At 64.2% G+C, this 23,959-nt stretch carries 20 protein-coding genes and 1 pseudogene; 13 read left to right on the forward strand and 8 right to left on the reverse strand.

Annotated features, from left to right (window positions below; translation table 11 throughout):
- Nucleotides 1-25: 25 nt before the first annotated feature.
- From B9A19_RS02700 to B9A19_RS02720, 5 genes are all read left to right on the forward strand, one after another.
- Nucleotides 26-3,928, forward strand: coding sequence for a DUF3683 domain-containing protein (locus B9A19_RS02700; protein ID WP_084089002.1), 3,903 nt, complete (start codon nucleotides 26-28; stop codon nucleotides 3,926-3,928).
- Between the two features lie 109 nt (nucleotides 3,929-4,037).
- The gene (locus B9A19_RS02705) at nucleotides 4,038-4,466 is read left to right on the forward strand and encodes an HIT family protein (protein WP_217806964.1); all 429 of its coding nucleotides are present in this window, start codon (nucleotides 4,038-4,040) and stop codon (nucleotides 4,464-4,466) included.
- A gap of 8 nt (nucleotides 4,467-4,474) precedes the next feature.
- Nucleotides 4,475-6,103 carry a cyclic-di-GMP receptor FimW-related protein gene (locus B9A19_RS02710; RefSeq protein WP_084089004.1) on the forward strand — a complete coding sequence of 543 codons (1,629 nt, stop codon included), beginning with the start codon at nucleotides 4,475-4,477 and terminating at the stop codon, nucleotides 6,101-6,103.
- 234 nt (nucleotides 6,104-6,337) lie between these two features.
- On the forward strand, nucleotides 6,338-7,396 hold the full coding sequence (gene fba, locus B9A19_RS02715) for a class II fructose-bisphosphate aldolase (RefSeq protein WP_084089077.1): 1,059 nt from the start codon (nucleotides 6,338-6,340) through the stop codon (nucleotides 7,394-7,396).
- 121 nt (nucleotides 7,397-7,517) lie between these two features.
- Nucleotides 7,518-8,240, forward strand: a complete 723-nt coding sequence (locus B9A19_RS02720; RefSeq protein WP_084089005.1) for a heparan-alpha-glucosaminide N-acetyltransferase — start codon at nucleotides 7,518-7,520, stop codon at nucleotides 8,238-8,240.
- Here B9A19_RS02720 and B9A19_RS02725 read toward each other — a convergent pair.
- Nucleotides 8,237-9,649, reverse strand: a complete 1,413-nt coding sequence (locus B9A19_RS02725) for a cryptochrome/photolyase family protein (RefSeq protein ID WP_084089006.1) — start codon at nucleotides 9,647-9,649, stop codon at nucleotides 8,237-8,239. The two genes, B9A19_RS02720 and B9A19_RS02725, sit on opposite strands and share 4 nt — an antisense overlap.
- An 89-nt stretch (nucleotides 9,650-9,738) precedes the next feature.
- Between B9A19_RS02725 and B9A19_RS02730 the strand changes: the two genes are divergently transcribed.
- The 8 genes and pseudogenes from B9A19_RS02730 to B9A19_RS02765 all read left to right on the forward strand — a co-directional run.
- Nucleotides 9,739-10,296, forward strand: a complete 558-nt coding sequence (locus tag B9A19_RS02730; protein ID WP_084089007.1) for a YqgE/AlgH family protein — start codon at nucleotides 9,739-9,741, stop codon at nucleotides 10,294-10,296.
- A complete protein-coding gene (ruvX, locus tag B9A19_RS02735; protein WP_084089008.1) occupies nucleotides 10,293-10,706 on the forward strand; it encodes a Holliday junction resolvase RuvX in 414 nt (137 codons plus the stop codon). Before B9A19_RS02730 ends, ruvX begins: the two co-directional genes overlap by 4 nt.
- Before the next feature lie 112 nt (nucleotides 10,707-10,818).
- Complete coding sequence (locus B9A19_RS02740; RefSeq protein WP_084089009.1) at nucleotides 10,819-11,580, forward strand: transporter substrate-binding domain-containing protein; 762 nt, start codon at nucleotides 10,819-10,821, stop codon at nucleotides 11,578-11,580.
- A gap of 324 nt (nucleotides 11,581-11,904) precedes the next feature.
- Nucleotides 11,905-12,876 carry an aspartate carbamoyltransferase catalytic subunit gene (locus tag B9A19_RS02745; RefSeq protein WP_084089010.1) on the forward strand — a complete coding sequence of 324 codons (972 nt, stop codon included), beginning with the start codon at nucleotides 11,905-11,907 and terminating at the stop codon, nucleotides 12,874-12,876.
- A complete protein-coding gene (locus B9A19_RS02750) occupies nucleotides 12,873-14,156 on the forward strand; it encodes a dihydroorotase (protein WP_084089011.1) in 1,284 nt (427 codons plus the stop codon). The genes B9A19_RS02745 and B9A19_RS02750 overlap by 4 nt, the downstream gene beginning before the upstream one ends.
- Before the next feature lie 223 nt (nucleotides 14,157-14,379).
- Nucleotides 14,380-14,646 carry an acyl-CoA-binding protein gene (locus tag B9A19_RS02755; RefSeq protein ID WP_084089078.1) on the forward strand — a complete coding sequence of 89 codons (267 nt, stop codon included), beginning with the start codon at nucleotides 14,380-14,382 and terminating at the stop codon, nucleotides 14,644-14,646.
- Nucleotides 14,647-14,757: 111 nt separating this feature from the next.
- Nucleotides 14,758-15,090 (forward strand): hypothetical protein, encoded by a 333-nt coding sequence (locus tag B9A19_RS02760; RefSeq protein WP_139798616.1) that lies wholly within the window; start codon nucleotides 14,758-14,760, stop codon nucleotides 15,088-15,090.
- Nucleotides 15,091-15,432: 342 nt separating this feature from the next.
- Nucleotides 15,433-16,035 (forward strand): annotated as a pseudogene (locus tag B9A19_RS02765) (ATP phosphoribosyltransferase regulatory subunit); the annotation flags it as partial.
- Here B9A19_RS02765 and B9A19_RS02770 read toward each other — a convergent pair.
- The 7 genes from B9A19_RS02770 to B9A19_RS02800 form a co-directional block, all read right to left on the reverse strand.
- The gene (locus B9A19_RS02770) at nucleotides 16,023-16,772 is read right to left on the reverse strand and encodes a DeoR/GlpR family DNA-binding transcription regulator (protein WP_217806965.1); all 750 of its coding nucleotides are present in this window, start codon (nucleotides 16,770-16,772) and stop codon (nucleotides 16,023-16,025) included. The pseudogene B9A19_RS02765 and the gene B9A19_RS02770 sit on opposite strands and share 13 nt — an antisense overlap.
- Before the next feature lie 34 nt (nucleotides 16,773-16,806).
- Complete coding sequence (locus B9A19_RS02775) at nucleotides 16,807-17,733, reverse strand: carbohydrate kinase family protein (RefSeq protein ID WP_084089015.1); 927 nt, start codon at nucleotides 17,731-17,733, stop codon at nucleotides 16,807-16,809.
- Entirely contained in the window at nucleotides 17,730-18,719 is a 990-nt protein-coding gene (locus B9A19_RS02780; protein WP_084089016.1) for a carbohydrate kinase family protein, read from the reverse strand. The genes B9A19_RS02775 and B9A19_RS02780 overlap by 4 nt, the downstream gene beginning before the upstream one ends.
- A complete protein-coding gene (locus B9A19_RS02785; protein WP_084089017.1) occupies nucleotides 18,701-20,158 on the reverse strand; it encodes a xylulokinase in 1,458 nt (485 codons plus the stop codon). Before B9A19_RS02785 ends, B9A19_RS02780 begins: the two co-directional genes overlap by 19 nt.
- A 9-nt stretch (nucleotides 20,159-20,167) precedes the next feature.
- Nucleotides 20,168-21,193: an ABC transporter permease subunit gene (locus B9A19_RS02790; RefSeq protein WP_084089018.1), complete on the reverse strand. Its 1,026-nt coding sequence runs from the start codon at nucleotides 21,191-21,193 to the stop codon at nucleotides 20,168-20,170.
- Between the two features lie 10 nt (nucleotides 21,194-21,203).
- On the reverse strand, nucleotides 21,204-22,739 hold the full coding sequence (locus B9A19_RS02795; RefSeq protein WP_245804245.1) for a sugar ABC transporter ATP-binding protein: 1,536 nt from the start codon (nucleotides 22,737-22,739) through the stop codon (nucleotides 21,204-21,206).
- A 99-nt stretch (nucleotides 22,740-22,838) separates the two neighbouring features.
- On the reverse strand, nucleotides 22,839-23,780 hold the full coding sequence (locus tag B9A19_RS02800) for an ABC transporter substrate-binding protein (RefSeq protein WP_084089020.1): 942 nt from the start codon (nucleotides 23,778-23,780) through the stop codon (nucleotides 22,839-22,841).
- Between the last annotated feature and the right edge of the window lie 179 nt (nucleotides 23,781-23,959).

Here is a 23,959-nt window from a genome sequence, read left to right on the forward strand (position 1 = left end):
TAGCAGCCCTGCGAGATCGCCTGCAATGCCCGATCACACCCTCGCCGACCAGACCGGAACCGTTCTGCCGCACGCGGCCGAGCGCCTGCGTGAAATCCCGTACAACTACACGTCGTTCTCCGACCGCGAAATCGTCATTCGCCTGCTCGGCCACGATGGTTGGCGGGTGCTGGATGAATTGCGCCAGCAACGGGTAACCGGCCGATCCGCGCGCATGTTGTTCGAGGTGCTGGGCGATGTATGGGTCGTCAAGCGCAACCCGTACCTGCAGGACGACCTGCTCGAGAATCCCAAGCGTCTCAAGCTGCTGACGACGGCCATGCGCCACCGTCTGACCGAAATCGAGAAGCGCCGCCAGGACAATCTGCAGGTGGGCCAGCTGGTGGCCAAGGCACACGGTGCAGTCGACGCGTTCGAGCGTGAGTTCCACGATGTGGCGGCGCTGCGCAAGAAAGTGCTCAAGCGCATGAGCGGCCACACCCGTCGCGACAACATCTGCTTCGATGGTCTGGCGCGTGTGTCGCACGTCACCGACGCCACCGACTGGCGCGTAGAGTATCCCTTCGTGGTGCTGGCACCCGATACCGAAGAGGAAATGGCGCCGCTGGTGGCCGCCTGTATCGAGCTGGGGCTGACCGTGATTCCACGTGGCGGCGGTACCGGCTATACCGGCGGCGCCGTGCCGCTGACGCCGCTGTCGGCCGTCATCAACACCGAAAAGCTGGATCGCCACAACGGCGTCGAGTTCATCGACATTCCCGGCCATAGCAAGAAGGTCGCCACCATCCAGTGTGGCGCCGGCGTGGTGACGCGCCGCGTGATGGAAGCCGCCGAAGATGCCGGCCTGGTGTTCGCCGTTGACCCGACCTCGGCTGATGCCTCGTGCATCGGCGGCAACGTGGCCATGAATGCCGGCGGCAAAAAGGCCGTGTTGTGGGGCACCGCGCTCGACAACCTCGTGTCGTGGAAAATGGTCGACCCGGACGGCAACTGGAAATTCATCGAGCGGCAGGACCAGAACCTCGGCAAGATCCACGATGCCGAGAAGGCATCCTTCCGCGTCACCACCTACAAGCCCGATGGCAAGACGGTGCTGAACGAAGAAACCCTGGTCATTCCGGGCAAGCAGTTCCGCAAGGTGGGGCTGGGCAAGGACGTGACCGACAAATTCCTCGCCGGTCTGCCGGGCGTGCAGAAAGAGGGCACTGACGGGCTGATTACCAGCGCGCGCTTCGTGCTGCACCGCATGCCCAACCATATCCGCACCGTCTGCCTGGAGTTCTTCGGCGAGGTCAGCCGCGCCGTGCCGTCCATCGTCGAGATCAAGGATTACCTCGACGCGCACCCGGCCGTGCAGCTGGCCGGCCTGGAGCACCTGGACTGGCGCTATGTGCGTGCGGTGGGCTATGCCACCAAGGCCAAGAGCAAGGGGCGGCCCAAGATGGTGCTGATCGCCGACATCGTGTCGGACGATGAAATCGCGCTGGGCGAGGCCGCATCGCAGGTAGTGCGTCTTGCCAACGCACGCGGTGGCGAAGGCTTCATCGCTGCCAGTGCCGAGCAGCGCAAGAAATTCTGGCTGGATCGCGCCCGCACGGCCGCGATTGCCAAGCACACCAACGCGTTCAAGATCAACGAGGACGTGGTGATTCCGCTGCCGCGCCTCGGTGAGTATTCGGATGCCATCGAGCGCATCAACATCGAGCTGTCGATCGACAACAAGCTGGAATTGCTCGACACGCTGCAAGCCTTCTTCTCGCAAGGCACCTTGCCGGTCGACTTTGCCGATACGCCGCTGTCGCGCGAGGCGCTGGTGGGCGAGCGCCGCGAGGCCGCCCTGGAGCTGATCACGCGTGCCCGCACGCACTGGCAATGGGTGCGTGATCACCTCGATGACGCCTTCGAGGCCTATACCGCCAACTTTGCCGGCATGCCGCTGGAAAAGCAGCTCAGCGCCGAAGAAATGCCGCAAAGCGTATTCCTGGCGCTGCGTGACTTCGTGTTGCGCATCTCGTGGAAGCGCGAGCTGCTGAGCGATCTGGAAGCCATGTTCTCCAGCCGCAACGAAAAGCCGATTCTGGATGCCGTGCTGGCCATTCACCAGCAAGTGCTCAAGGGCCGTACCTGGGTGGCGCTGCACATGCATGCCGGCGATGGCAACGTGCACACCAACCTGCCGGTGAACTCGGACGACTACGCCATGCTGCAGCGTGCCCACAAGGCCGTGGCACGCATCATGCAGGTGGCGCGTGACCTGAACGGCGTGATTTCGGGCGAACACGGCATCGGCATCACCAAGTATGAATTCCTGACCCGCGACGAGCTGGCGCCGTTCGAAGCCTACAAGGCCAAGGTCGATCCGCAGGGGCGTTTCAACAAGGGCAAGCTGCTGCCGGGCGCCGACCTGGAAAACGCCTATACACCGTCGTTCAGCCTGATGGGCGCAGAATCGCTGATCCTTGAGCAATCGGACATCGGCGCGATTTCCGACTCGATCAAGGACTGCCTGCGCTGCGGCAAGTGCAAACCGGTGTGCACCACGCACGTGCCGCGTGCCAACCTGCTGTACAGCCCGCGCAACAAGATCCTGGCCACTGGCCTGTTGACCGAAGCTTTCCTGTACGAAGAGCAGACGCGCCGTGGTGTGTCGCTCAAGCACTTCGACGAGCTGGGCGATGTGGCTGACCATTGCACGGTCTGCCACCGCTGCGTGAACCCGTGCCCGGTCAAGATCGACTTTGGCGACGTATCGGTGGCGATGCGCAATTTCCTGCGCAAGGAAGGCAAGAAGAAGTTCAACCCGGTATCGGCACTGGGCATGGCCTTCCTCACGCTGAAAGACCCGGCCACCATCAAGCTGGTGCGCAAGGTGTCGATCGAGTGGGGCGTGAAGGCGCAGCGCATCGGCTATGCGCTGGGCAAGAAGCTGGGGCTGACCAATGCGATCAAGAAGCAGCCGCCCGCCACCCTGGGCAAGCCGCCGATCAAGACGCAGATCATCCACTTCATCAACAAGCCCATGCCGGGCAAGTTGCCGAAGAAGACCGCACGTGCGCTGCTGGATGTGGAAGATGCAGCCACCATCCCGGTGATCCGCAACCCCAAGCTGGCGATGGAAGAGCAGGAATCGGTGTTCTACTTCCCGGGTTGTGGTTCGGAGCGCCTGTTCAGCCAGGTGGGCCTCGCCACGCAGGCCATGCTGTGGCACGTCGGCGCCACCACGGTGCTGCCGCCGGGCTATCTGTGCTGCGGCTATCCACAGGCGGCTGCGGGGCAGGCTGACAAGGGCGAGAAAATCACCACCGACAACCGCGTGCTGTTCCACCGCATGGCCAATACGCTGAACTATCTCGACATCAAGACGGTGATCGTCAGTTGCGGCACGTGCATGGACCAGCTGCAAAAGTACCAGTTCGAGCAGATTTTCCCCGGCTGCCGCCTGCTGGACATCCATGAATACCTGCTGGAAAAGGGCGTGCGCCTAGAGGGCGTGGCTGGCACGCAGTACATGTACCATGAACCGTGCCATACACCGATGAAGCAGTACAAGGGTATCGACGTGGCCAACCAGCTGATGGGCACGCAGGTGGACCTGAATGACCGCTGCTGCGGCGAATCGGGCACTTTCGGTACTTCGCAGCCGCATATCGCCACCCAGGTCCGCTTCCGCAAGGAAGAGGAAATGATCAAGGGTGCCGAAAAAGCGCGTGCACGCGCCGCTGAACAAGGTACAACTCAGGATGCAAATGTGAAAATCCTCACAAGTTGCCCGTCCTGTCTGCAGGGCTTGCAGCGGTATGATGACGATGCCGGCACCACCGCCGATTACATCGTGGTCGAGATCGCCAAGCATGTGCTGGGCAACGACTGGATGCCCGAATATGTGGAAAAAGCACGCAACGGCGGTATCGAACGCGTGCTGCTTTGAGTCTGGATACAAAGTCAGCAAAATAACGGGGGTGTGACCGCAAGGTTACGCCCCCGTTGTTTATCCGGCCCGCTTGTTCAATAATCCTGCCCAGCATAAGGAAATGACGATGGATGCGCAGTGTGTACTCTGCCAGGAGGCAGGTGGGGAAGTGTTGGCCGGTGACGAGATGTGCCGGGTGATACTGGCCAATGAACCGGGCTATCCGGGCCTGTGCCGGGTGGTACTCAACGCGCATGTCGCCGAGATGACCGAGTTGCCTGCCGAGCAGCAAATCGCGCTGATGCAACGCGTGTTTGCCGTAGAGAGGGTAATCCGGGCTACACTTGATCCAGACAAGATCAATCTGGCCAGTTTGGGCAATGTCGTGCCGCATCTGCATTGGCATGTCATCCCGCGCTGGCATGGTGACCGCCATTTTCCGGACCCGATCTGGGCAGCCCCGCGCCGCCCCGATGCCGTGTCGCCGGTGACGGCGGCCCAACTGACACAATTGCGCGCGCAAATTCGCGTATTGTTTGACGCCTCGCTCGCATAGGATTGGTGATGACTGACCTGACGCGCCTGCCTGCAGCTACCGGCCTGACCACGCCGCCATTTGAAGATGCCCGGTCTGCCAAGGCCTGGCTGCAGCTGCTGCCCCTGATCAATGCACCCGTGGTGCATGCCGAATTCGTTGAAGCGTTCGAAGCACTGCTCGACAGTGCCATCGCACCGTACGAAACGCTGAAAATACTGGAATTGATGCGCGAGCCCGTGCACCTGACCCAGTCCACGCTGATTGACCGCATCGTCGGCCGCGCATTGCCGCTGGCACCGGACGAAGAAAAAACCTGGCGCGGTGTGGGCCAGCTGTGGGGCCTGCTGGGGCGTGTCTATGCGCGCTGCTGGCGTGCCGCGCTGGAAGGCGACGAAGGCACTGCCGAGCACAAGGCGCTGCTGGCGCAGCGCAGCCTGCGCTACCTCAGCCTGCAGGCGCGTGAATCACTGCTGGTGTTCCAGCCTATTCCGACCCCGTTGTGGGAAGACCTGTTTGGCTACTATCAGCTGGCCGAAACGCACCAGCTGAGCGAAAAGCCGGCCAAGGACAGCCTGATGACCCTGTCCGGCGTGGCAACGCCGCAACAGGTATTCATCCAGGTGCTGTTGCTGTCGGCGGCATCGCCGTTCCACTTCACCGGCCGGCAAATCCTGTGGCTGGACGAGCGCCTGCCCATGCTGGCGCAGCGTGCGCCGCTGTCCGAGCTGGCGCCGTCGTTGCCGGGGCGTGGCAGCCTGCAGGTCGATCTGGCCGAGCCGGGCCCGCCGCGCCGCGTCGAGCCGCGCCTGTCCGGCCCGACCATCCGCGAGCTGGACACCTTCCAGTTGGCGCAGGCGCTGTCGCGTCGCATCAAGCTGCTGCGCCAGGGCGAGAACCCCGAGAAGCTCGGCCTGGGCACCCAGTTTGCCGGCAGCGTGATCGAAGGGCTGCTGGTGGATGTATACCGCACCTGGTGTGAGCACCCGAGCGAGCGCTCGGTGCGCCACCGTACTGATCGCAGCATCGAAGTGGTATTCGGCCTGACCAAACAGGCCGCCCTGATCGGCGGCAGCGAGTTCGGCCCGCCGGACGACGGCCCCAGTTCGCTCAAGGAAGAAGATGCCGTGCGCTTTGCGCTGTTTGGCCAGCGTTCGCCGGCCGGCGTGAAGCCCAAGGTGGATGCGCCGGTGCGCGAGCCATGGCATGTGCGCAACGAATCGGCCCAAGGCTTGCGACTGGCGCGCCGCGCTACGGATGGCACCCGCATTGCGCTGCAACAGCTTATCGTGGTCGATCTGGACGGCAAGTTCTTTGCCGCCGTGGTGCGCTGGCTGCAACAGGAAGATCACGAGGGCGAGCCGTGGCTGTCCATCGGTGTGCGCCTGCTGCCGGGCCAACCGGCTGCGGCCATGCTGCGCCCGGTCGAGCTGGCGCATTCGGACCGCCGTGGCTGGAACGAAGGCATGTCGCTGCCGCCGGTGACCTCGCTCAAGGCACCGCAAAGCCTGCTGGTGCCGGTGGGCTGGTTCCGCCGTGGCCGACTGGTCGAGTGGTGGGATGGCGAGCAGATCCGCAAGGTGCGCGTCGAAACACTGCTGGAACGCGGCGTCGATTACGAGCGCGTACACGTGGTGCCGGCCGGTCAGGCGCGCTGACCGCACGCCGCACAGGCTGTAATGCAGACAGGCCATCCTTGGATGGCCTGTCTGTTTTTCGGACTGCGGCGCGGTTGCCAGCAGGGTTTTGTGTATGGCGCCCACTGGTAATTGCGCGTTGCAAGCAGTGGTTTCCGTACTTTCCCCAATGCCGAATATCCCGATTGGGGGCGGCTTACAGGCAGGACTAATGTTTGTGCATTGCACAAGCCATTGCTCATGCCGGAGTCTGCCATGCCACTCGTCTCGCTACGCCAGGTGCTCGATCACGCCGCCGATTACGGCTATGGCGTGCCTGCCTTCAACGTCAACAACCTGGAGCAGGTGCAGGCCATCCTGCAGGCGGCCGACGCCACCGACAGCCCGGTCATCCTGCAGGCCTCGGCCGGTGCGCGCCGCTATGCCGGCGAGAACTTCCTGCAAAAGCTGATCGAGGCGGCGGTAAAGAGCTACCCGCATCTGCTCATCGTCATGCACCAGGATCACGGCACCACGCCGCAGGTGTGCCGCAGCGCGATGGACATGGGTTTCTCCAGCGTGATGATGGACGGCTCGTTGCGCGAGGACGGCGCCACCCCGGCCGACTACGACTACAACGTGGCCGTCACGCGCGAGGTAGTGCAGCTGGCGCACGCACGTGGCGTGTCGGTCGAGGGCGAACTGGGCTGTCTGGGCCGGCTCGATACCGGCGTGGGCGAAGCCGAGGACGGCGTGGGTGCCAACCGTGCGCTGGATCACGATGAATTGCTGACCGATCCGCAGCAGGCGCGTGCCTTTGTCGCCGCCACGCAGGTCGATGCGCTGGCGATTGCCATTGGCACCAGTCATGGCGCCTACAAGTTCTCTTCCCCACCCACCGGCGCTGTGCTGGCCATAGACCGCGTGCGGGAAATCCATCAGGCCATCCCGGAAACGCATCTGGTGCTGCATGGCTCGTCCAGCGTGCCGCAAGAGCTGCTGGAGGAAGTCCGTCGCTACGGCGGCGAGCTCAAGCCGACCTGGGGCGTGCCAGTCGAGGAAATCCAGCGCGCCATCCGCTACGGCGTGCGCAAGATCAATATCGACACCGACCTGCGCCTGGCCATGACCGCGGCCATCCGCCGCCACTTTGCGCTGCACCCGGCCGAGTTCGACCCGCGCGGCTATCTCAAGCCCGCTATCGCCGCCATGCGCGCGGTGTGCGAAGCGCGCTACGAAGCTTTCGGCAGCGCCGGCCAGGGGTCACGCCTTGCGCCGCTGCCGCTGGAGGCGATGGCGCGCCGCTATGCCGGGCGTCATCTGCAGCCCGCATAAGCGGGGGTAAGCGCTGGCCATGCCAAGCCCGGCTCATGCCGGGCTTTTGCATTTGCAGGGGGAGGGTACGCTGATACATACCGGCAGCTGCGGTGCCTGGCGTTGCCGTTATACTCGCGCCATGCAAACCAGACGCCTCCCCATCATCGACGTGCTGCGTGGTTGTGCGGTCACGATGATGATCGCCTACCACTTCTGCTACGACACCACGCTATTTCGCATCACGCAGTTCCAGTTGCGCGAGCACTGGTTCTGGACCGGCTGGCGCGCCATCATCGTCACGTCCTTCCTCTTGCTGGTTGGCATCAGTCTGCAACTGGCGCAGCAAGGCTCGGCGCGCGGCTTTGGCAAGCGCTGGCTGCAGATTGCCGGCAGCGCGCTACTGGTTACCATAGGCAGCCGCTTGATCTTCCCCACCGGCTATATCTATTTCGGCATCCTGCACTTCATCGCCATTGCATCGCTGCTGGGGCGTGCAGCACTGCCGCTGGGGCGCTGGAATGCCTTGCTGGGGGTTGCGGCGCTGGTGGCGGGCTTGACCCTGCAATCGCCGCTGTTCGATCACAAGGCGCTCAGCTGCCTGGGTTTCGTGACGCATCTGCCGGAGACCGAGGATTACGTGCCGCTGTTCCCCTGGCTGGGCGTGGTGCTGATCGGCATCGCCGGCGCTGCGCTATGGCAGCGCCATGGCTATGCGCAGCGGCCACTGGCCCGCGACATCGGCGCGCGTGCGCCACGCTGGCTGGCCTGGCTGGGGCGGCACAGCCTGCTGACTTATCTGCTGCACCAGCCGCTGTTGTTTGGCGGGTTCTACGCGGCGCGCTGGCTGGGCATCATTGCCTAGTTTTTCTTGAACAAGGCCAGTGCCTTGTCACGCTGCACGGCATGATCCACCACCGGCGCCGGATAGTCGCGGCCCAGCACGATGCCTGCAGCCTGCAGCGACAGGGGCTTGGCCAGCCATGGTGCATGGATATCCTTGCCGGACAGCATGGCCAGCTCGGGGCAATAGCGCTTGATGAAGCGGCCGTCCGCATCGAACTTTTCTGACTGGCTGACCGGATTGAAAATGCGGAAATAGGGTTGTGCATCACAACCCGTGCTGGCAGCCCACTGCCAGCCGCCATTGTTGGCCGCCAGATCGAAATCGATCAGTTTTTCGGCAAAGTAGCGTTCGCCCCAGCGCCAGTCGATCAGCAGGTCTTTCACCAGAAAGCTGGCCGTCACCATGCGCAGCCGGTTGTGCATATAGCCGGTCTGGTTCAACTGGCGCATGGCGGCGTCCACCAGCGGATAGCCGGTGCGGCCCTCGCACCACGCGGCAAACAGTGCCGGATCGTTGGGGAAGGGCAGCGCATCATATTCGGGCTTGAAGGCGTGCCCGGCCACTTCGGGCCGGTGCCAGAGGATTTGCAGGTAGAACTCGCGCCAGATCAGCTCGGACAACCAGGTTTCCGCCCCCGCGCCGCCTTGCCGCCACGCCAGCGCGGCCAGCTCGCGGATCGACACCGTGCCAAAGCGCAGGTGCACCGACAGATAGGACGGCCCCTTGCGCGCCGGGAAATCACGCAGCTCCTGATAGCGCTCGATGCGCGGCAGAAAGTCGGCCAGCAACTGCTCGGCGCCGTCGATGCCGGCGGGAATGCGCTGCGCAGCCGGGTCGATGTCGGCAAAGCCCAGTTCGGCCAGCGCCGGCAGTGTCTGTGCCGGCAACGTCGCCAGGCGATCCAGATAACGCGATACCGGATAGGGCCGCACGTAGAAGTCATTCAGTTTTGCCAGCCAGGCGCGCTTGTAGGGCGTGAACACGCTGTACATGCCGCCACTCTGCGTCAGCACCTCGTCCTGCTCGAAGATCACCTGATCCTTGCTGCTGTGGAAGGCGATGCCCTGCGCGGCCAGCGCGGTCGCCACAGCATCGTCGCGCGCGATGGCTGCCGGTTCGTAATCCCGGTTGGCATACACGGCGGCGGCGGCGAATTCGGCCGCCAGTTGCGGAATGGCGCTGCGCGCGTCGTCATGCCGCACCACCAGATCGCTGCCGTGGCGTTGCAGCTCGGCCTGCAGCGCAGCGAGCGAGGCATGAATGAAGGCCACGCGCCGGTCGTCGCGCGGCAGTGGTTCAAGTATGGGGCGATCGAAGATGAATACGGCAATCACGCGCTGGTGTTGTTTCAGTGCGTGATAAAAGGCGGCGTGGTCATGCAGGCGCAGATCGCGCCGCAGCCAGACGAGGGCAGTCGAGTTGGACATGGGATTCGGTGGGATGCATCACAGACCGTTGATGCTAACGCTGCTGCGCGGTCTGCTCAACGGCGGAATCCATGTGCGATAATTGCCGCATGGACATGAATCTCTCGCAGCACTTCCTGATCGCGATGCCGAACCTGGTCGATCCGATCTTTGCCAAGACACTGGCCTTTGTGTGCGATCACAATGATCAAGGCGCAATGGGCGTCATCGTCAACCGGCCGCTGGGCATGTCGTTGACCACGTTGTTCGAGCAGATCGACGTCGAACTGCATCGGCCCGACGTGGCCGAGCTGCCGGTGTGCTTTGGCGGCCCGGTGCAGACCGACCGTGGTTTCGTGCTGCACAAGCCGCTGGGCGACTGGCAATCCACCCTGTCGGTGTCGGACGAAATGGGCCTGACTACTTCCAAGGACATCCTGCTGGCCGTGGGCGAAGGGTCCGGGCCGGAGCAGATGTTCGTCACCCTCGGCTATGCCGGCTGGGAGGCTGGCCAGCTCGAGAACGAAATCGCCCAGAATGCCTGGTTGTCGGTCGAGGCCGACCCGGACATCATCTTCAGCCTGCCGGCCGAAGCGCGCTACGAGGCCGCACTCAAGCTGCTGGGCATCGACATGGCCATGCTGTCCGACGAGGCCGGCCACGCGTGAGCACCGTGCTGGCATTCGATTTCGGCGCTGCACGCATCGGTGTTGCAGTCGGCACCACCGAGCTGGGCATTCCCCACCCGGTCGAAACCATTGCCGCCATCGACAATGACACCCGCTTTGCCCGCATTGCCACGCTGATTGCCGAGTGGCAGCCGGCACAACTGGTGGTGGGCCTGCCGCTGGCCGAAGACGGTGGCGAACAGGAAAGCAGCCGGTTGGCGCGCAAGTTTGCGCAGCGGCTGGAAGGGCGCTTCCAGTTGCCGGTGGCACTGGTCGACGAGCGCTACAGCTCGGCCGAGGCCAGCCAGGCGCTGAACCAGACCGGCCTCAAAGGCCGCAAGCAAAAGCCTGCGCTGGATCAGGTGGCGGCAATGAATATCCTCGACAGCTGGTTGGCTGGGGCCGGCTGATCCCCGTCAGGCCTGCATGAGGCCGATGCCGGTGGACCCTAGCGACAAGCCCTTACTGGGTGGTGCAAGCGGCGCACCATATAATCAGGATATGTCCCCTCGGGAGGCCATCATGGCCTGCTTGCTGCGCATCTGTGCCCTGCTGCTGCTACTGGTGTTTGCGCCGGCACAGGCGGCCGTGCGGCAGATCGTGCTGTACAACTACTATGACGCACCGCCTTTCGTGACCGTGCCCGGGCAAGGCTTGACCTATGTGCTGGCCGATCAGCTCAACCGGCTGGGCAGCGGACGTTTCCATTTCGAGGTCGTGGTCATGCCGCGCCGCCGGCTTGATCTGGAAGTCGTGCGTGCCGAGAGCGGCTGGGTGGTGCCGTGGGCCAATCCGCTCTGGTTTGGCGATGCATCGCGCCAGCGTTATCGCTGGACGCCGGCTGTGCTGCGCGATACCGACTGGTGGTTGAGCCGGCGCGATAAGCCCTTGCAGCTGTCGCAGCTCAAGGAGGGTGGCAGCCTTCAGTTTGGCGGGCTGCTTGGCCACCGCTACCCTGATCTGGCCGATGCCATCGACAGCGAGCACATCAAGCGCTACGACGCCGCCGACTACGGCTCGTCATTGCGCATGCTGCTGGCCGGGCGGGTCGATTTCATCACCATGCCAGCCAGTGTGACGGTCTGGATGCGGCGTGAATATGGTGCGCAGTTTCCACGCTTGCTGCTGCAGCCACGCAACCAGAGTTATGAGCGCTGCCTGTTTTCACCCAATGGCGATGCCGAGCTGGCCGATTTCCTTGCCCAGTCTGTCCAGCAACTGGCCGGCAATGCCGACTGGCAGCGCGAACTGCGCGCCTATCAGTCGCGTGATCCGGTGCAGTAGGCCTCTTGCCACGCACATACGCTGTCCTGGTTGAACCCGCAGAGCTGGCCGAGTTGTGCTCCAGGCTGTCGTGGCAGGAGAAATACCACCCCCTTGCTTGATTCCACACCTCCGCCTTCGCTGCCGCAGTGGCGCCCGACGAACGCGCGCCTGTAGCCCAAGGAAAGGGCTAAACCCGGAAACGTGCGTGTGTTACGGCCGTCAGGCGGGCCGCTTGCATGTTAAGGCTGGTCAGCCGCGCCCGAATGATCGAAAATTCCGCCCCAGCACCCTCCAAATCTCCATCGGCCCTGCGTGGCCGGTGCATCGCGTCCGGGATAATCCATGCTCAATCCGCAACTGAACAGCCAGGGGGAGTTGATCCACCTGCTGACGACCGAAGGCTTGCCCAAGCGCATCCTCAACCAGATCCTCGACCGCGCGGCCGAATACATTGCTGCTGGCGACGCCGGCACGCGCAAGTTCAACGCGCTGGCCGGCCGCTCGGTGTTCAACCTGTTCTTCGAGAACAGCACCCGCACCCGCACCACGTTTGAAATTGCCGCCAAGCGCCTGAGTGCCGACGTCACCAGCCTGAACATCCAGGCATCGAGCACCGCCAAGGGCGAAACGCTGCTCGACACCATCCAGAACCTGGAGGCCATGGGTGCCGACATGTTCGTGGTGCGTCATGCGCAATCCGGCGCGCCTTATCTGATTGCCGAGCACGCCAAGCCGGGCATCGCCGTGGTCAACGCCGGCGACGGTCGCCACGCGCATCCGACGCAAGCGCTGCTGGACATGTACACCATTCGCCACTACAAGGGCGACTTCACCCAGCTGCGTGTGGCCATCGTCGGCGACATCCTGCATTCGCGCGTGGCGCGCTCGGACATCCATGCGCTCAGCACGCTGGGCTGCCCGGAAATCCGCGTGATCGCACCCAAGACACTGCTGCCGGTGGGCATCGAGAGCCTGGGCGTGCACGTTTACCACGACATGGCCGCCGGCCTGAAGGATGTGGACGTGGTGATCATGCTGCGCGTGCAGAACGAGCGCATGAGCGGCGCCTTCCTGCCCTCGACGCAGGAATTCTTCAAATACTACGGCCTGACGCCGGAAAAACTGGCGCATGCCCACCCCGATGCCATCGTGATGCACCCGGGGCCGATGAACCGTGGTGTCGAAATCGACTCGGCCGTGGCCGACGGCGACCGCGCGGTGATCCTGCCGCAAGTGACCTTCGGCATTGCCGTGCGCATGGCCGTGATGGCCATCGTGTCCGAAAACCAGCGTGGCCAGGGGGCGCAAGCATGATAGAGACCAAGAACACCGTCATCCGCAATGGCCGCCTGATTGACCCGGCCAATGGCACCGATGCGCAAGCCGACCTGTATCTGGCCGACGGCAAGATCGTCGGTGTCGGCAGTGCGCCGGCCGGTTTCGTCGCCGAGCTGGATATCGATGCGACCGGCCTCGTCGTCGCACCAGGGCTCGTGGACCTGTGCGCGCGCCTGCGCGAGCCGGGCTTTGAATACAAAGCCACCTTGCCGAGCGAAATGGCTGCAGCCGTGGCAGGCGGCGTCACCAGCATCGTCTGCCCGCCCGATACCGACCCGCCGCTGGACGAACCGGGCCTGGTGATGAATTTGCGCCAGCGCGCGCGCAAGCACGATCTGGCGCGGCTCTACCCGGTAGGTGCGCTCACTGTCGGCCTCAAGGGCAAGGAAATCACCGAGATGGCCCAGCTGCGCGAAGCTGGCTGTGTAGCCTTCTCGCAAGGCGATGTGCCGATTGCCGACCTGCAGGTGCTGTACCGCGCCATGCAGTACGCGGCCACCTTCAACTTCGAGCTGCGCCTGCGGCCCGAAGAAGCCAGTCTGGTCAACGACGGCGTGGCGCACGATGGCGAATACGCCTCGCGTCTTGGCCTCACCGGCATCCCGGTGATTGCCGAAACCCTGGCGATTGCGCAGATCGTGCAACTGATGCGCGCCACCGGTTGCCGCATCCACATCACCCGCCTGTCCAGCGCGGACGGCATTGCGCTGGTGCGCGCCGCCAAGCAGGAAGGCCTGCCCATCACTTGCGACGTGGACATGAACCACATCCACCTGGCCGACGTGGATATCGGCTACTTTAACAGCCAGTACCGCTTCGACCCGCCGCTGCGCAGCGTGCGCGACCGCGACGCGATTGCCACCGCGCTGGCCGACGGCACCATCGACGCCATCTGCTCCGACCACAGCCCGGTGGACGACGACGGCAAGCTGCTGCCGTTTGCCGAAGCCGAACGCGGCGCTACCGGCCTTGAGTTGCTGCTGCCGCTGACCCTGGCGTGGGCGCGCAGCCAGAAAGTGCCGCTGGTGCAGGCGCTGGCCAAGATTTCCAGCTTCCCGGCCACCAAGCTGGGCTTCACCGCCGCGCTGACCGTGGGCAGCCGTGCCGACCTCCTGGTGTTCGACCCGGACGAAGCCTGGCGCGTCACGCCGCAAACGCTGAAAAGCCAGGGCAAGAACACGCCGTTCGCCAATATGGAAGTGCTGGGCCGTGCGCGCTATACCTTGGTCAAGGGCAAGCTGGTTTATCAAGCCTGACAGGGGATTCAAAATCCCCAGTGACGGAGCAGGTCTATCGGGAACCCGGCTTGACCGGGTTCCTTGCTGTTCGGGCGGATGAATTGCCGGTGGCTTGATCCATGCATGGCGGCTGCTACAGTGAACGACGCTTTACAGGCTTTCCCGTGTTTGGAATGTGCATCGCACGGCGCTATACTGGTGCGACTTCAAACAATTGTTTGAAAATGAACAGGAGTCTTTCATGTCCGACCTCGCAAGCCGTTTCAAGACCGCGCAGGATGAAGTCGTCAACCTCAACGACGCACCCGACGTGCAAACCAAGCTCAAGCTCTATGCGCTGTTCAAGCAAGCCAGCGAAGGTGATGTGAGCGGCGACCGCCCCAGCGCCATCAACTTCGTCGCTCAGGCCAAGTACGATGCATGGGCCAAGCTCAAAGGCACTGCCAATGATGCCGCCATGCAGCAATACATCGATCTGGTGGAAGAGCTGAAGAAGAACGACTCCTGAGCTTGAAGCACAAAAATAGCGGCCAATGAGCCGCTATTTTTTCGACCGCAAAGTGAGGCGTGGGCTTGAGGGCACATCAGCCATGGCTGCCAACACCATTGGAGAGGCGCAGTGATACGCGGGTTTGAGCAGACTGCACTACGCCATCTGTTGAATGGCATCGTACCCCCGGAAATGCTGCAAGCCGTGATTGAAGTGCCGGCTTATCAAGTCGATCCCAGCAACAGCGGCTATTTCCTGACCATCAAGCATCCTGCGTTGCCAAGCGAAGCGTTCACGCTGGCAAGCCCGCTTGTCACCGGCCACGCGGGGGAGCTTGTTGTCGGCTTTGTGGTATTCCTCGGCAACCATGAGCTGACGCTGGAGTGCCATGCATGGGGGGCGGACGAGCCGCCAGCGGGCTTGCGAGACATGGACGTCACGATTCGTGTCGCTGATGGTTAGCGCGCCGAGTAGCCGCCGATAGCGGACAGGACATCCCGCCTGTATTGGCATGCCTGCTTGTGACTTGCCCCTGCCTCGTGCATGATCACATCATGACTGCGTATTTCAGCACCCCCATTCGACATCACCACGGCCCGTTCCGGCGCCGGGGTGTTGTTCGCTCTGGAGATGGCCGCTGGCAATAAGCCAACGCCGTCGTCCAGTACACCAAGGCGCCTTCGGGCGCCTTTTTTATTGCCCTTCGCGGCACATCACTGTTCAGGAGCATCACCATGATACGAGGCACCAAGATCTACACCGGCCAACAAACCATGCAACTGCGCGCGCTGGAGGCAGCATTCCGGAGCAGCCTTCATTGACGCTGGCGCAGAGGAAGTCATCCTGCCCGCGCTCTGGTTGCAGGCCACCTTTATCGACAAGGCGGGTGGCAGTGAAATCCTCGACCAGATGTGGGCCTTTGCCGACAAAAAAGGGCGCGCCTGCTGCCTGATCCCCGAGGCCACTGCCTTGTTTCAGGAGCAAGCCGCGCAATTCCTGCGCCGCCGGCGCGAAGCGCAATGCTTCTACATCGCCCGCTGCTATCGCTACGAGCGGCCGCAGGCCGGGCGCTACCGCGAGTTTACCCAGTTGGGCTTTGAGTACCTGTGTGCCGATCCGCAGGCAGCGCGGATCGCCAGTCTGGCGCTGTGCCGGCGCTTTCTGGACGGACTGGGGCTGGAATACGAGACGGTTGAATCCACGCGGCGCGGTTTGAGCTACTACCTTGATGGCGATGGCTTCGAGATCCGCTGCCCCGTGCTTGGGGCGCAACAGCAGCTGGCTGGCGGTGGTGCCTATCGTGAAGGGGCCGGCTTTGCCATCGGGCTGGAGCGCCTGTTGCTGGCGCTGGAGCTGACCGGGCTGGCAGACCGCCTGAGCGGCCCGCAAGCCGCTCAATCCGCGTAAATCACGCTCATGCCGACCTGATCGGCAATGCGCATGGCGTCGGCCGGCAGTTCTCGGTCGACGATCCAGCTGCGCACGTCTTCGAAGCGGGCAACCGGCGCAAAGGTGCGCTGGCCCCATTTGTCGCTGCCGACGATGGCGCAGGTTTCCGCACTGCGCGCCATCACGGCGCGTTTTACTTGCGCTTCCTGATGGTTGGAGTTGGTCCAGCCGGCCAGCGTATCGACGCCACCGGCGCCCATGAAGAACAGGTCGAAATGGAAGCCGGCAATCTGCTCCAGCGCGGCCGGGCCGACGGTGCTGAAGGCGTTCTGGTAAACCTCGCCGCCGATCAGATGCAGGCTGTACGGCGTCTGGCCCGATAGCTCGGTGGCGATGTTGATGCCGTGGGTGACGATGGACAGCTGGCGCACGTCGGGCAGGCCGCTGCGGATGGCGCGGGCGATTTCCATCGCCGTGGTGCCGGCATCCAGATAAATGGCCATGCCGTTGCGCAGCAGGCTGGCGGCGGTATGGCCGATGCGCTGCTTTTGCGCCTGGCCCTGCTGCACGCGCTGCGGGTAGCCCACGTCGTGGCTGATCAGCACCGCGCCGCCGTGCACGCGCTTGAGCAGGCCGCGTGCTTCCAGCTCCTGCAGGTCGCGCCGCACGGTCATTTCGGACAGCTTGAACTGCTCGGCCAGCTCGCGTACGCGGCATTCGCCCTTGTTGGCGAGCAAGGTCATGATCAGTTGCATGCGGTGATCCGCAAGCGGGGTAAGGTTGGGTGCGTTATCCATCGTTCTTCGTCCCGGCCTCGGCAATCAGTGCCTCGACCTCTGCCCAGCCGGGCGCGTAGGCGCCATTATGCCGGCATGCTGCTGCCGCAGTCGCGGCGGCGAAGTCCAGATGTGCCGATAAAGCCGCACCCGGCCGTGTCAGCAGGCTGGCCATCCAGCCGCCCATGCTGGCGTCACCGGCGCCCACGGTGTCTTTGACCTCGACCGCATACACGCCGCGCTCGACCGTGGCTGTCGGCGTCAGCAGGCTCATGCCGGCCGCGCCGCGCGTGAACAGGATGCTGGCCTGCGGAGCCCAGCTGCGCAGCATGGCCAGCGCGTCGCCTTCGCTCACGCCGGGGAAGAGGTGGGCGATGTCCTCGTCGGAGATCTTGATGTAGTCAGCCAGCGTCACCATGCGCTGCAGGATGGGGCGATAGCCGCTGTCCATCAGCGCGCGGTAGTTGGGGTCGAAGCAGATGCGCTTGCCGGCCGCCTTCACTGCGGCGGCGGTATCCAGCAGGCGTGCCGCCAGCGGCTGGCGGTACAGGCTGATCGAGCCGAAGTGCACGATCTGCGCATCATCCAGCCAGCCGGCGGGCAGGCGCTCGGGGTTGAAATGCAGGTCGGCGCTGTCATCACCGATAAAGAAATACTGCGGCGGGTGTTTGGAGGTGACCATGGCCAGGAAGGGTGCACGCGCATGGCGCTGCAGGTAGCGCAGGTCCAGCCCGGCCTCGGCCGACAGGGTGGCGATCTCGTCGCCAAAGGTATCCATGCTGACCGCGCCGGCAAAGCCGGTGGCAATACCCAGCCGCGCACCCACGCGCGCCACGTTCCAGCACGAGCCACCGGCCACCGCGCGCCAGTGCGGGCCGTCCTCGCGGATGAAGTCGGTCAGGGCTTCGCCAAACACGACGAAACGGGCGTTGTTGCTCATACGGACTCCTGCCCGGCCTTGGCGGCAACGGGGATGATGGTTGCGGCCAGTGCTTCGGCCTCGTTGCGCCGGGCAAAGCCCTTGCCGCCGCCGAACACGGTGGTGGATAGTCCCCCGCAGGCGCTGGCCAGCCGCCCGGCCTCGGCCAGCGGCAGTTCGTCCAGCAGCGCGGCCAGCAGGCCGGCGGCAAAGGCATCGCCAGCGCCGGTGGTATCCACGGTGGCCACCTTGGCGGGCGGCAGATGATACCGCAAGCCCGCCGCATCGCCGATCCACGCGCCGTGCGCACCATCGGTGACGGCGACGACCTTGCGCACACCCAGCGCAAACAACTGGTCGATCTGTTCATGCGGGTCGGTCGCGCCGACGATGTGTTCGGCTTCGTCACGACTGGGGGTATATACGTCTATCCACGGTAGCAGCGGCGAAATCACCCGGCGCCAGCGCGCGTGTGCATCCCACACGCCATCCAGCGCGGTCAGATAGCCCAACGCGGTGGCTTCGCGCAGCAGCGCCACGGCCGGGCTGCCGTCACCGGCCTCCAGCGCCGGCAGCGCAAAATAGCCGGCCAGATGAAAAGCGCGTGCTCCGGCTGCACGGGCAGCAACGAGCGGGATGTCCGCGGCACTCAACAGCCCCTGCGCGCCGGTGGCCTGCAGGAAACTGCGCTCGGCATCGGGGGCAACCATCACCATGGTGGCGGCCGAATGGCTGCCCGGCTTGTGGCTCAGCCAGCGTGTATCCAGCCCTGCCTCCTCGGCCAGACCAACCACCACGCGGCCGAGCAGATCGTCACCCACCGCTGCGGCAATGGCGACGCGATAGCCCAGGCTGACCAGATGCGCGCCGGTATTGGCGGCCGAGCCTCCCAGGTGCGCGCCGACCCGTTCGACGTTGCCGAGTTTGCCGCGTGCCGGAAACTGGTTGACCGGATAGGCCAGCAGATCGGCCACCATGCAGCCGGCGGTCAGGATGTCGATGCGCATGCGGCAGCCCCGTCGAACCAGCCTTCCAGCCGGCGATACAAATCCAGAAATCGTTGATAGCGGGCATCATTGCTGCCCTGCGGTTCACCCAGCGGGGTGATGGCCGGGGCCAGCCGGCGCACATCGGCCAGGTGCAATGCCCCGGCGGCCATGCCGCCCAGCAGTGCTGCGCCGCGTGCCGATGCATTGGGGCAGGCCACAGCATCCATGGGCAGGCCCAGCGTGTCGATCAGCAGCCGCTGCCATTGCGGGTGCACCGAGCCACCGCCGGCAAGGCGCAGCCGTGTCGGTGCGATGCCGTTGTTGCGCAGTGCATCCAGCCCGGCGCGGATGGCACAGGCCACGCCTTCCAGCGCTGCACGCATCAGGGTGCCGGCGTCATCGTTGGCGCGTGCGCCCACCCAGGCGGCTTGCGCAGCCGGGTTCATCCACGGCGAACGTTCGCCCGCCAGATAGGGCAGGAAGACGACCTGGCTGGCGGCCGCTTGCGGTGCGAATGCATGCTGGTAAACCTCGTCCCAGCTCAGGCCGAGTTGCTTGCGCGCCCATTCCAGCGCCACGCCACCGTTGAGCATGGCCGCCATGGCATACCAGCCCGGCAGCCCGTCGTTTTGTACCGCGCAATAGCTGTTGGTATTGCGCGCATACGCTGCTGGCGCGTTGCGCATCACGATCAGTTGCGCGCCGCTGCCGGTGGTGAGTTGTGCTGCGCCATCGTCATACAGCCCGCTGCCAAAGGCGGCGGCTGGCGTATCGCCCGCGCCGATGGCCACAGGTATGCCGACCGGCAGGCCCAGCTCGCGCGCCATGGCACTACTCAGCTCGCCTGCAGATTCGGCCGAGCCGTGCAGTGGTGCGAACAAGCGCTCGGGCAGGCCCAGGCGGTTGATCAGCGCGAGATCCCACTGGCCGTTGCGGTCGGCCAGCAGGGTGCCGCTGGCGTCGCTCGGGTCGGCGGCGGCTTCGCCGGTCAGCTTGAGGCGCAGCCAGTCCTTGGGTTGCAGCGCCCAGCGTGCGGCAGCCAGCACATCCGGCATGCCCTGCGCGAACCACGCCAGGATCGGCCCGGCCATGCCGGGGGCCAGTGCGTTGCCGTTGCGCTCGGCACTGCCGGCAGGAAACGCCGGCAGGATGTCGGTGGCGCGCTGGTCCAGCCACAGCACGGCCGGGTTGCGGGTGATGCCCTTGCCATCGCACAGCACCACGCCGTGCATCTGGCCGGACAGCCCTATGCCCTGCACGGCGCTGCGCAGCTCGGCCGGCAGGCTGCGGATTGCATCGCGTACCACGCGCCACCAGTGCGCCGGGTCGGTCTCATGCCAGCCGGCGCGCGGGCTGGTGACGGCGTAGCTGCCGCCGGCTTCGGCCAGTGTGTGGCCGTCGGCAGACAACAGCAATACCTTGGCCGACCCTGTGCCTATGTCTATGCCCAGAAACACGGTGTTTCCTCAGTTGAGTGCGGCTTGCTTCTGGCGCCACTTGTCGAGGATCACCGCCAGCACGATCACTGCGCCCTTGGCCACGTATTGCCAGAACGACGATAGGCCGAGAATGGTCAGGCCGTTGTTCATCACGCCGATGATGAGCGCGCCGATCACAGTGCCCCAGATGGTGCCGACCCCGCCCATCAGGCTGGTGCCGCCCAGCACCACGGCAGCAATCGCATCCAGCTCGTAGCCCACGCCCCAGTTGCCGTTGGCGCCGTACAGCCGGCTGGACGACATGGCGCCCGCCAAGCCGGAGAAGAAGCCGCTGATCGAGTACACGAACAACAGCACGAAGCTCACCTTGATGCCGGTCAGCCTTGCCGCTTGCGGGTTACCGCCCACGGCATAGATATGCAGGCCGAGCACGGTCTTTTTCAGGATGAACCACGACAACAGCACCACGCCGGCGGCAATCCAGATCAGCCATGGCAGGCCGAGGAAATCGCCGTTGCCTATCCATTCAAAGCTGGGAATCTGCTGGTTCAGCACCGTGGTGCCGTCGGCAAACAGATAGGCCGCGCCGCGCAGTGCCGTCATCGTGCCCAAGGTCACCACGAAGGGGTTGATGCTGAGGAAGGACACCATGCTGCCGTTCAGCATGCCCATCACCAGTCCGGCAATCAGGAAGGTCGGGATCGCCAGCGCCGGCGCATGGCCGGGCAGCGAGACCAGCATGCCCAGCACGGCCGATACGGCCAGCATGGAGCCGACCGACAGGTCGATGCCGGCAGTGAGGATGACGAAGGTCATGCCGCAGGCCAGCACCAGGTTGATGGCCACCTGGCGCAGGATGTTCATGGTGTTGTCGGCCGTCATGAAGTTGGACGTGCCGTCGGCGCTGAAATACACCGTCAGGCCGTAGAAGACCAGATACAGCACGATCAGCACCGGCAGCATGCCGAGCCGGTTGAACAGGTGGCCGACGAGGTTGCCGTGGCGCTTGGCGCCTGCCGCCTGTGCGGTGTCGGAAATGGCGTGGGTGGACATGGTTGTGCTCCTAGGCGGCCTGCAGCGCGACGGGCGCATTGGCAGCGGGTTCGCCGGCATGGGTGGCCAGCGTCATGATGTTTTCCTGGGTAACGGCGTCGCCGCTGACTTCGCCTGTGATCTGGCCTTCACGCATCACCACCACGCGGTCGCAGATGCCGATCACTTCGGGCAGCTCGCTGGAGATCACCACTACGGCCACGCCCTGCAGCGACAGTTCGTGGATGATGCGGTAAATCTCGCTCTTGGCGCCGACATCCACGCCGCGCGTGGGCTCGTCGAGAATGAGCACGCGCGGTTTGATTTCCAGCCAGCGCGCCAGCAGCACTTTCTGCTGGTTGCCGCCCGACAGTCCGCCGACGATGCCGGCCGGGCCGGGCACCTTGATGTTGAGGCGGGCAATGGCATCCTGGGTGAGCTTTTCCAGCGCCTTGTGGTTGATGATGCCGGCACGGGCGTGCTGGCTCACCACGTTCAAGGTGGTGTTGGTCAGCGCAGACAGCTGCAGGAACAGGCCTTGGCCCTTGCGGTCTTCCGGCAGATAGCCGATGCCCAGCTTGATGGCCGACAGCGGGTCGGGTGTTTGTACCGGCTGGCCGTCGATGCGGATTTCGCCGCTGTGCTTGCGGTCTGCACCGAAAATCAGCCGCGCCAGCTCGGTACGGCCGGCGCCGACCAGCCCGGCCAGCCCGACGACTTCGCCCGCGCGCACGCTGAACGAGGCCGGTTTGACCTTGGCGCCACTGAGGTTTTCCACTTCCAGCATCATGCGGCCCGGCACGCGACCGGCCTTGTGCTGGTAAAAGTCGCCCAGCGGGCGGCCCACCATCATTTGCACGATGCGGGTGGGGTCGAGTTCGTCGCGGGTCATTTCGCCCACATAACCGCCGTCGCGCAGCACGGTCACCCGGTCGGCCAGTGCGTGCACTTCGGCCATGCGGTGGCTGATGTAGATGACGGCAATGCCTTCGTCACGCAGTTTGCGCACCACGCGGAACAGGTGCTCGGTCTCGCGGTCGGACAGCGCGGCGGTCGGCTCGTCCATGATCAGCACGCGGCCCTTGTGCACCAGCGCGCGGGCGATTTCCACCTGCTGTTGCTCGGCGATCGACAGTTTGCCGGCGTGGGTGTCGGCATTGAACGGCGCACCCAGCATTTTCAGCACGTCGTTGGTCCACATGCGCATGCTGGCGTGGTCAACGAGGCCGAAGCGGCCACGCGGCTCGCTGCCCATAAAGACGTTCTCGGCCACCGTGAGGTTGGTCGAGACACTCAATTCCTGATAAATCAGATTGATGCCGGCGCGGCGGCCGTCACTCGGCCCCTTGATGGCAATCGGCTTGCCATCGAGCAAAATCTGCCCCGAATCGGGTTGATAGACGCCGGAGAGGATTTTCATCAGCGTCGATTTGCCTGCGCCGTTCTCGCCCATCAGCGCGTGGATTTCACCCGCGCGTATGGTCAGGCGCATGTCCGACAGCGCGCGGGTGGCCCCGAAACGCTTGTTGATGCCGGACATTTCCAGAATGACTTCGTTGGTCATCATGTGCTTCCTTCTCGCTGGCCGGCAATGTGGCATTGCCGGCCCGGTCGGGGGCGGCAGGCGCTGCGTGGCCGCGCCGCCGCCATCCCTGCTCAGTTCGGGTCAGTTCTTCACCCAGCCCTGATAGCTGCCGACGTTTTCCTTGGTGACCGGCGGCGTGGGCAACATGATCACCGGGGTGGCCGGCTTCTTGCCGTTCATGATGCCGTAGCCGATCTTCACGGCCTCAATGGACATCTTGTACGGGTTTTGCGCGGTGGTGACGGCGAACAGGCTGTTCTTGTCCTTCAGTGCGACTTCGGCATCCGGTGCGCCATCGACCGAGGCAATCACCTTCACGTCGGTACGCTTGGCCTGCTTGACGGCCAGCTCGGCACCGATGGCCGACGGATCGTTGATGGCAAAGATGGCGTCGATCTTCGGATTGGCGGTCAGCAGGTTGGACATCACTTCCATGCCGCCGTCGCGGCTGCCCTTGGCGTCCTGGTTGTCCGACAGCACCTTGATGCCCGGGGTCTTGGCGAACTCGGCCTTGCAGCCCTTTACGCGATCAACCACGGCGGTGACCGGCGGGCCGTTGACGATGACCACATTGCCCTTGCCGCCCAGCTTCTTGCTGATGAACTTGCACGATTCGGTGCCGGCCATCACGTTGTCCGACATCACGGTGGCGTCTGCGCCTTCGGCGCCCACGTCAACCGCCATCACGACGATGCCGGCAGCCTTGGCCTTGGCCAGCACGGGGGCGATGCCCTTGGGGTCAACCGCATTGACCAGAATGATGTCGACTTTGTTGGCAATGAAGTTCTCGATCTGGCCGACTTGGGTATTGAGGTCGTACTTGCTCGATACCGTAGTGACCTTCACGTTCGGATTGATCTTCTTGGCCGATTCTTCCGCACCTTTGCCGATGGCCACGAAGAAGGGGTTGGCCAGATCGCCGACCGAGACCCCGACGGCCTTGAGCGGTTTGTCGGCGGCGAGGGCGCCGCCACAGCTGATTGCAATCGCGGATGCCATCACGGCGTTAAGCATGTATTTCATGTTTCGACTCCTGGTTGTGCTGCAGATAGGCTGCGGCCGGGCCGCGTGGTGCAGCTAAATCGTTGTTCGATTTGGTTTGCTTTTCCGGCACTTGTGGATCGATTTTGTGAGTTATGCACCGGTATGCGCGTAGTAAAGCGGGAATTTCACCAAAATGCAACATGATTCGCACATTTTAC

It is taken from the genome of Andreprevotia lacus DSM 23236 (genome assembly GCF_900176275.1).
GTDB lineage: Bacteria > Pseudomonadota > Gammaproteobacteria > Burkholderiales > Chitinibacteraceae > Andreprevotia > Andreprevotia lacus.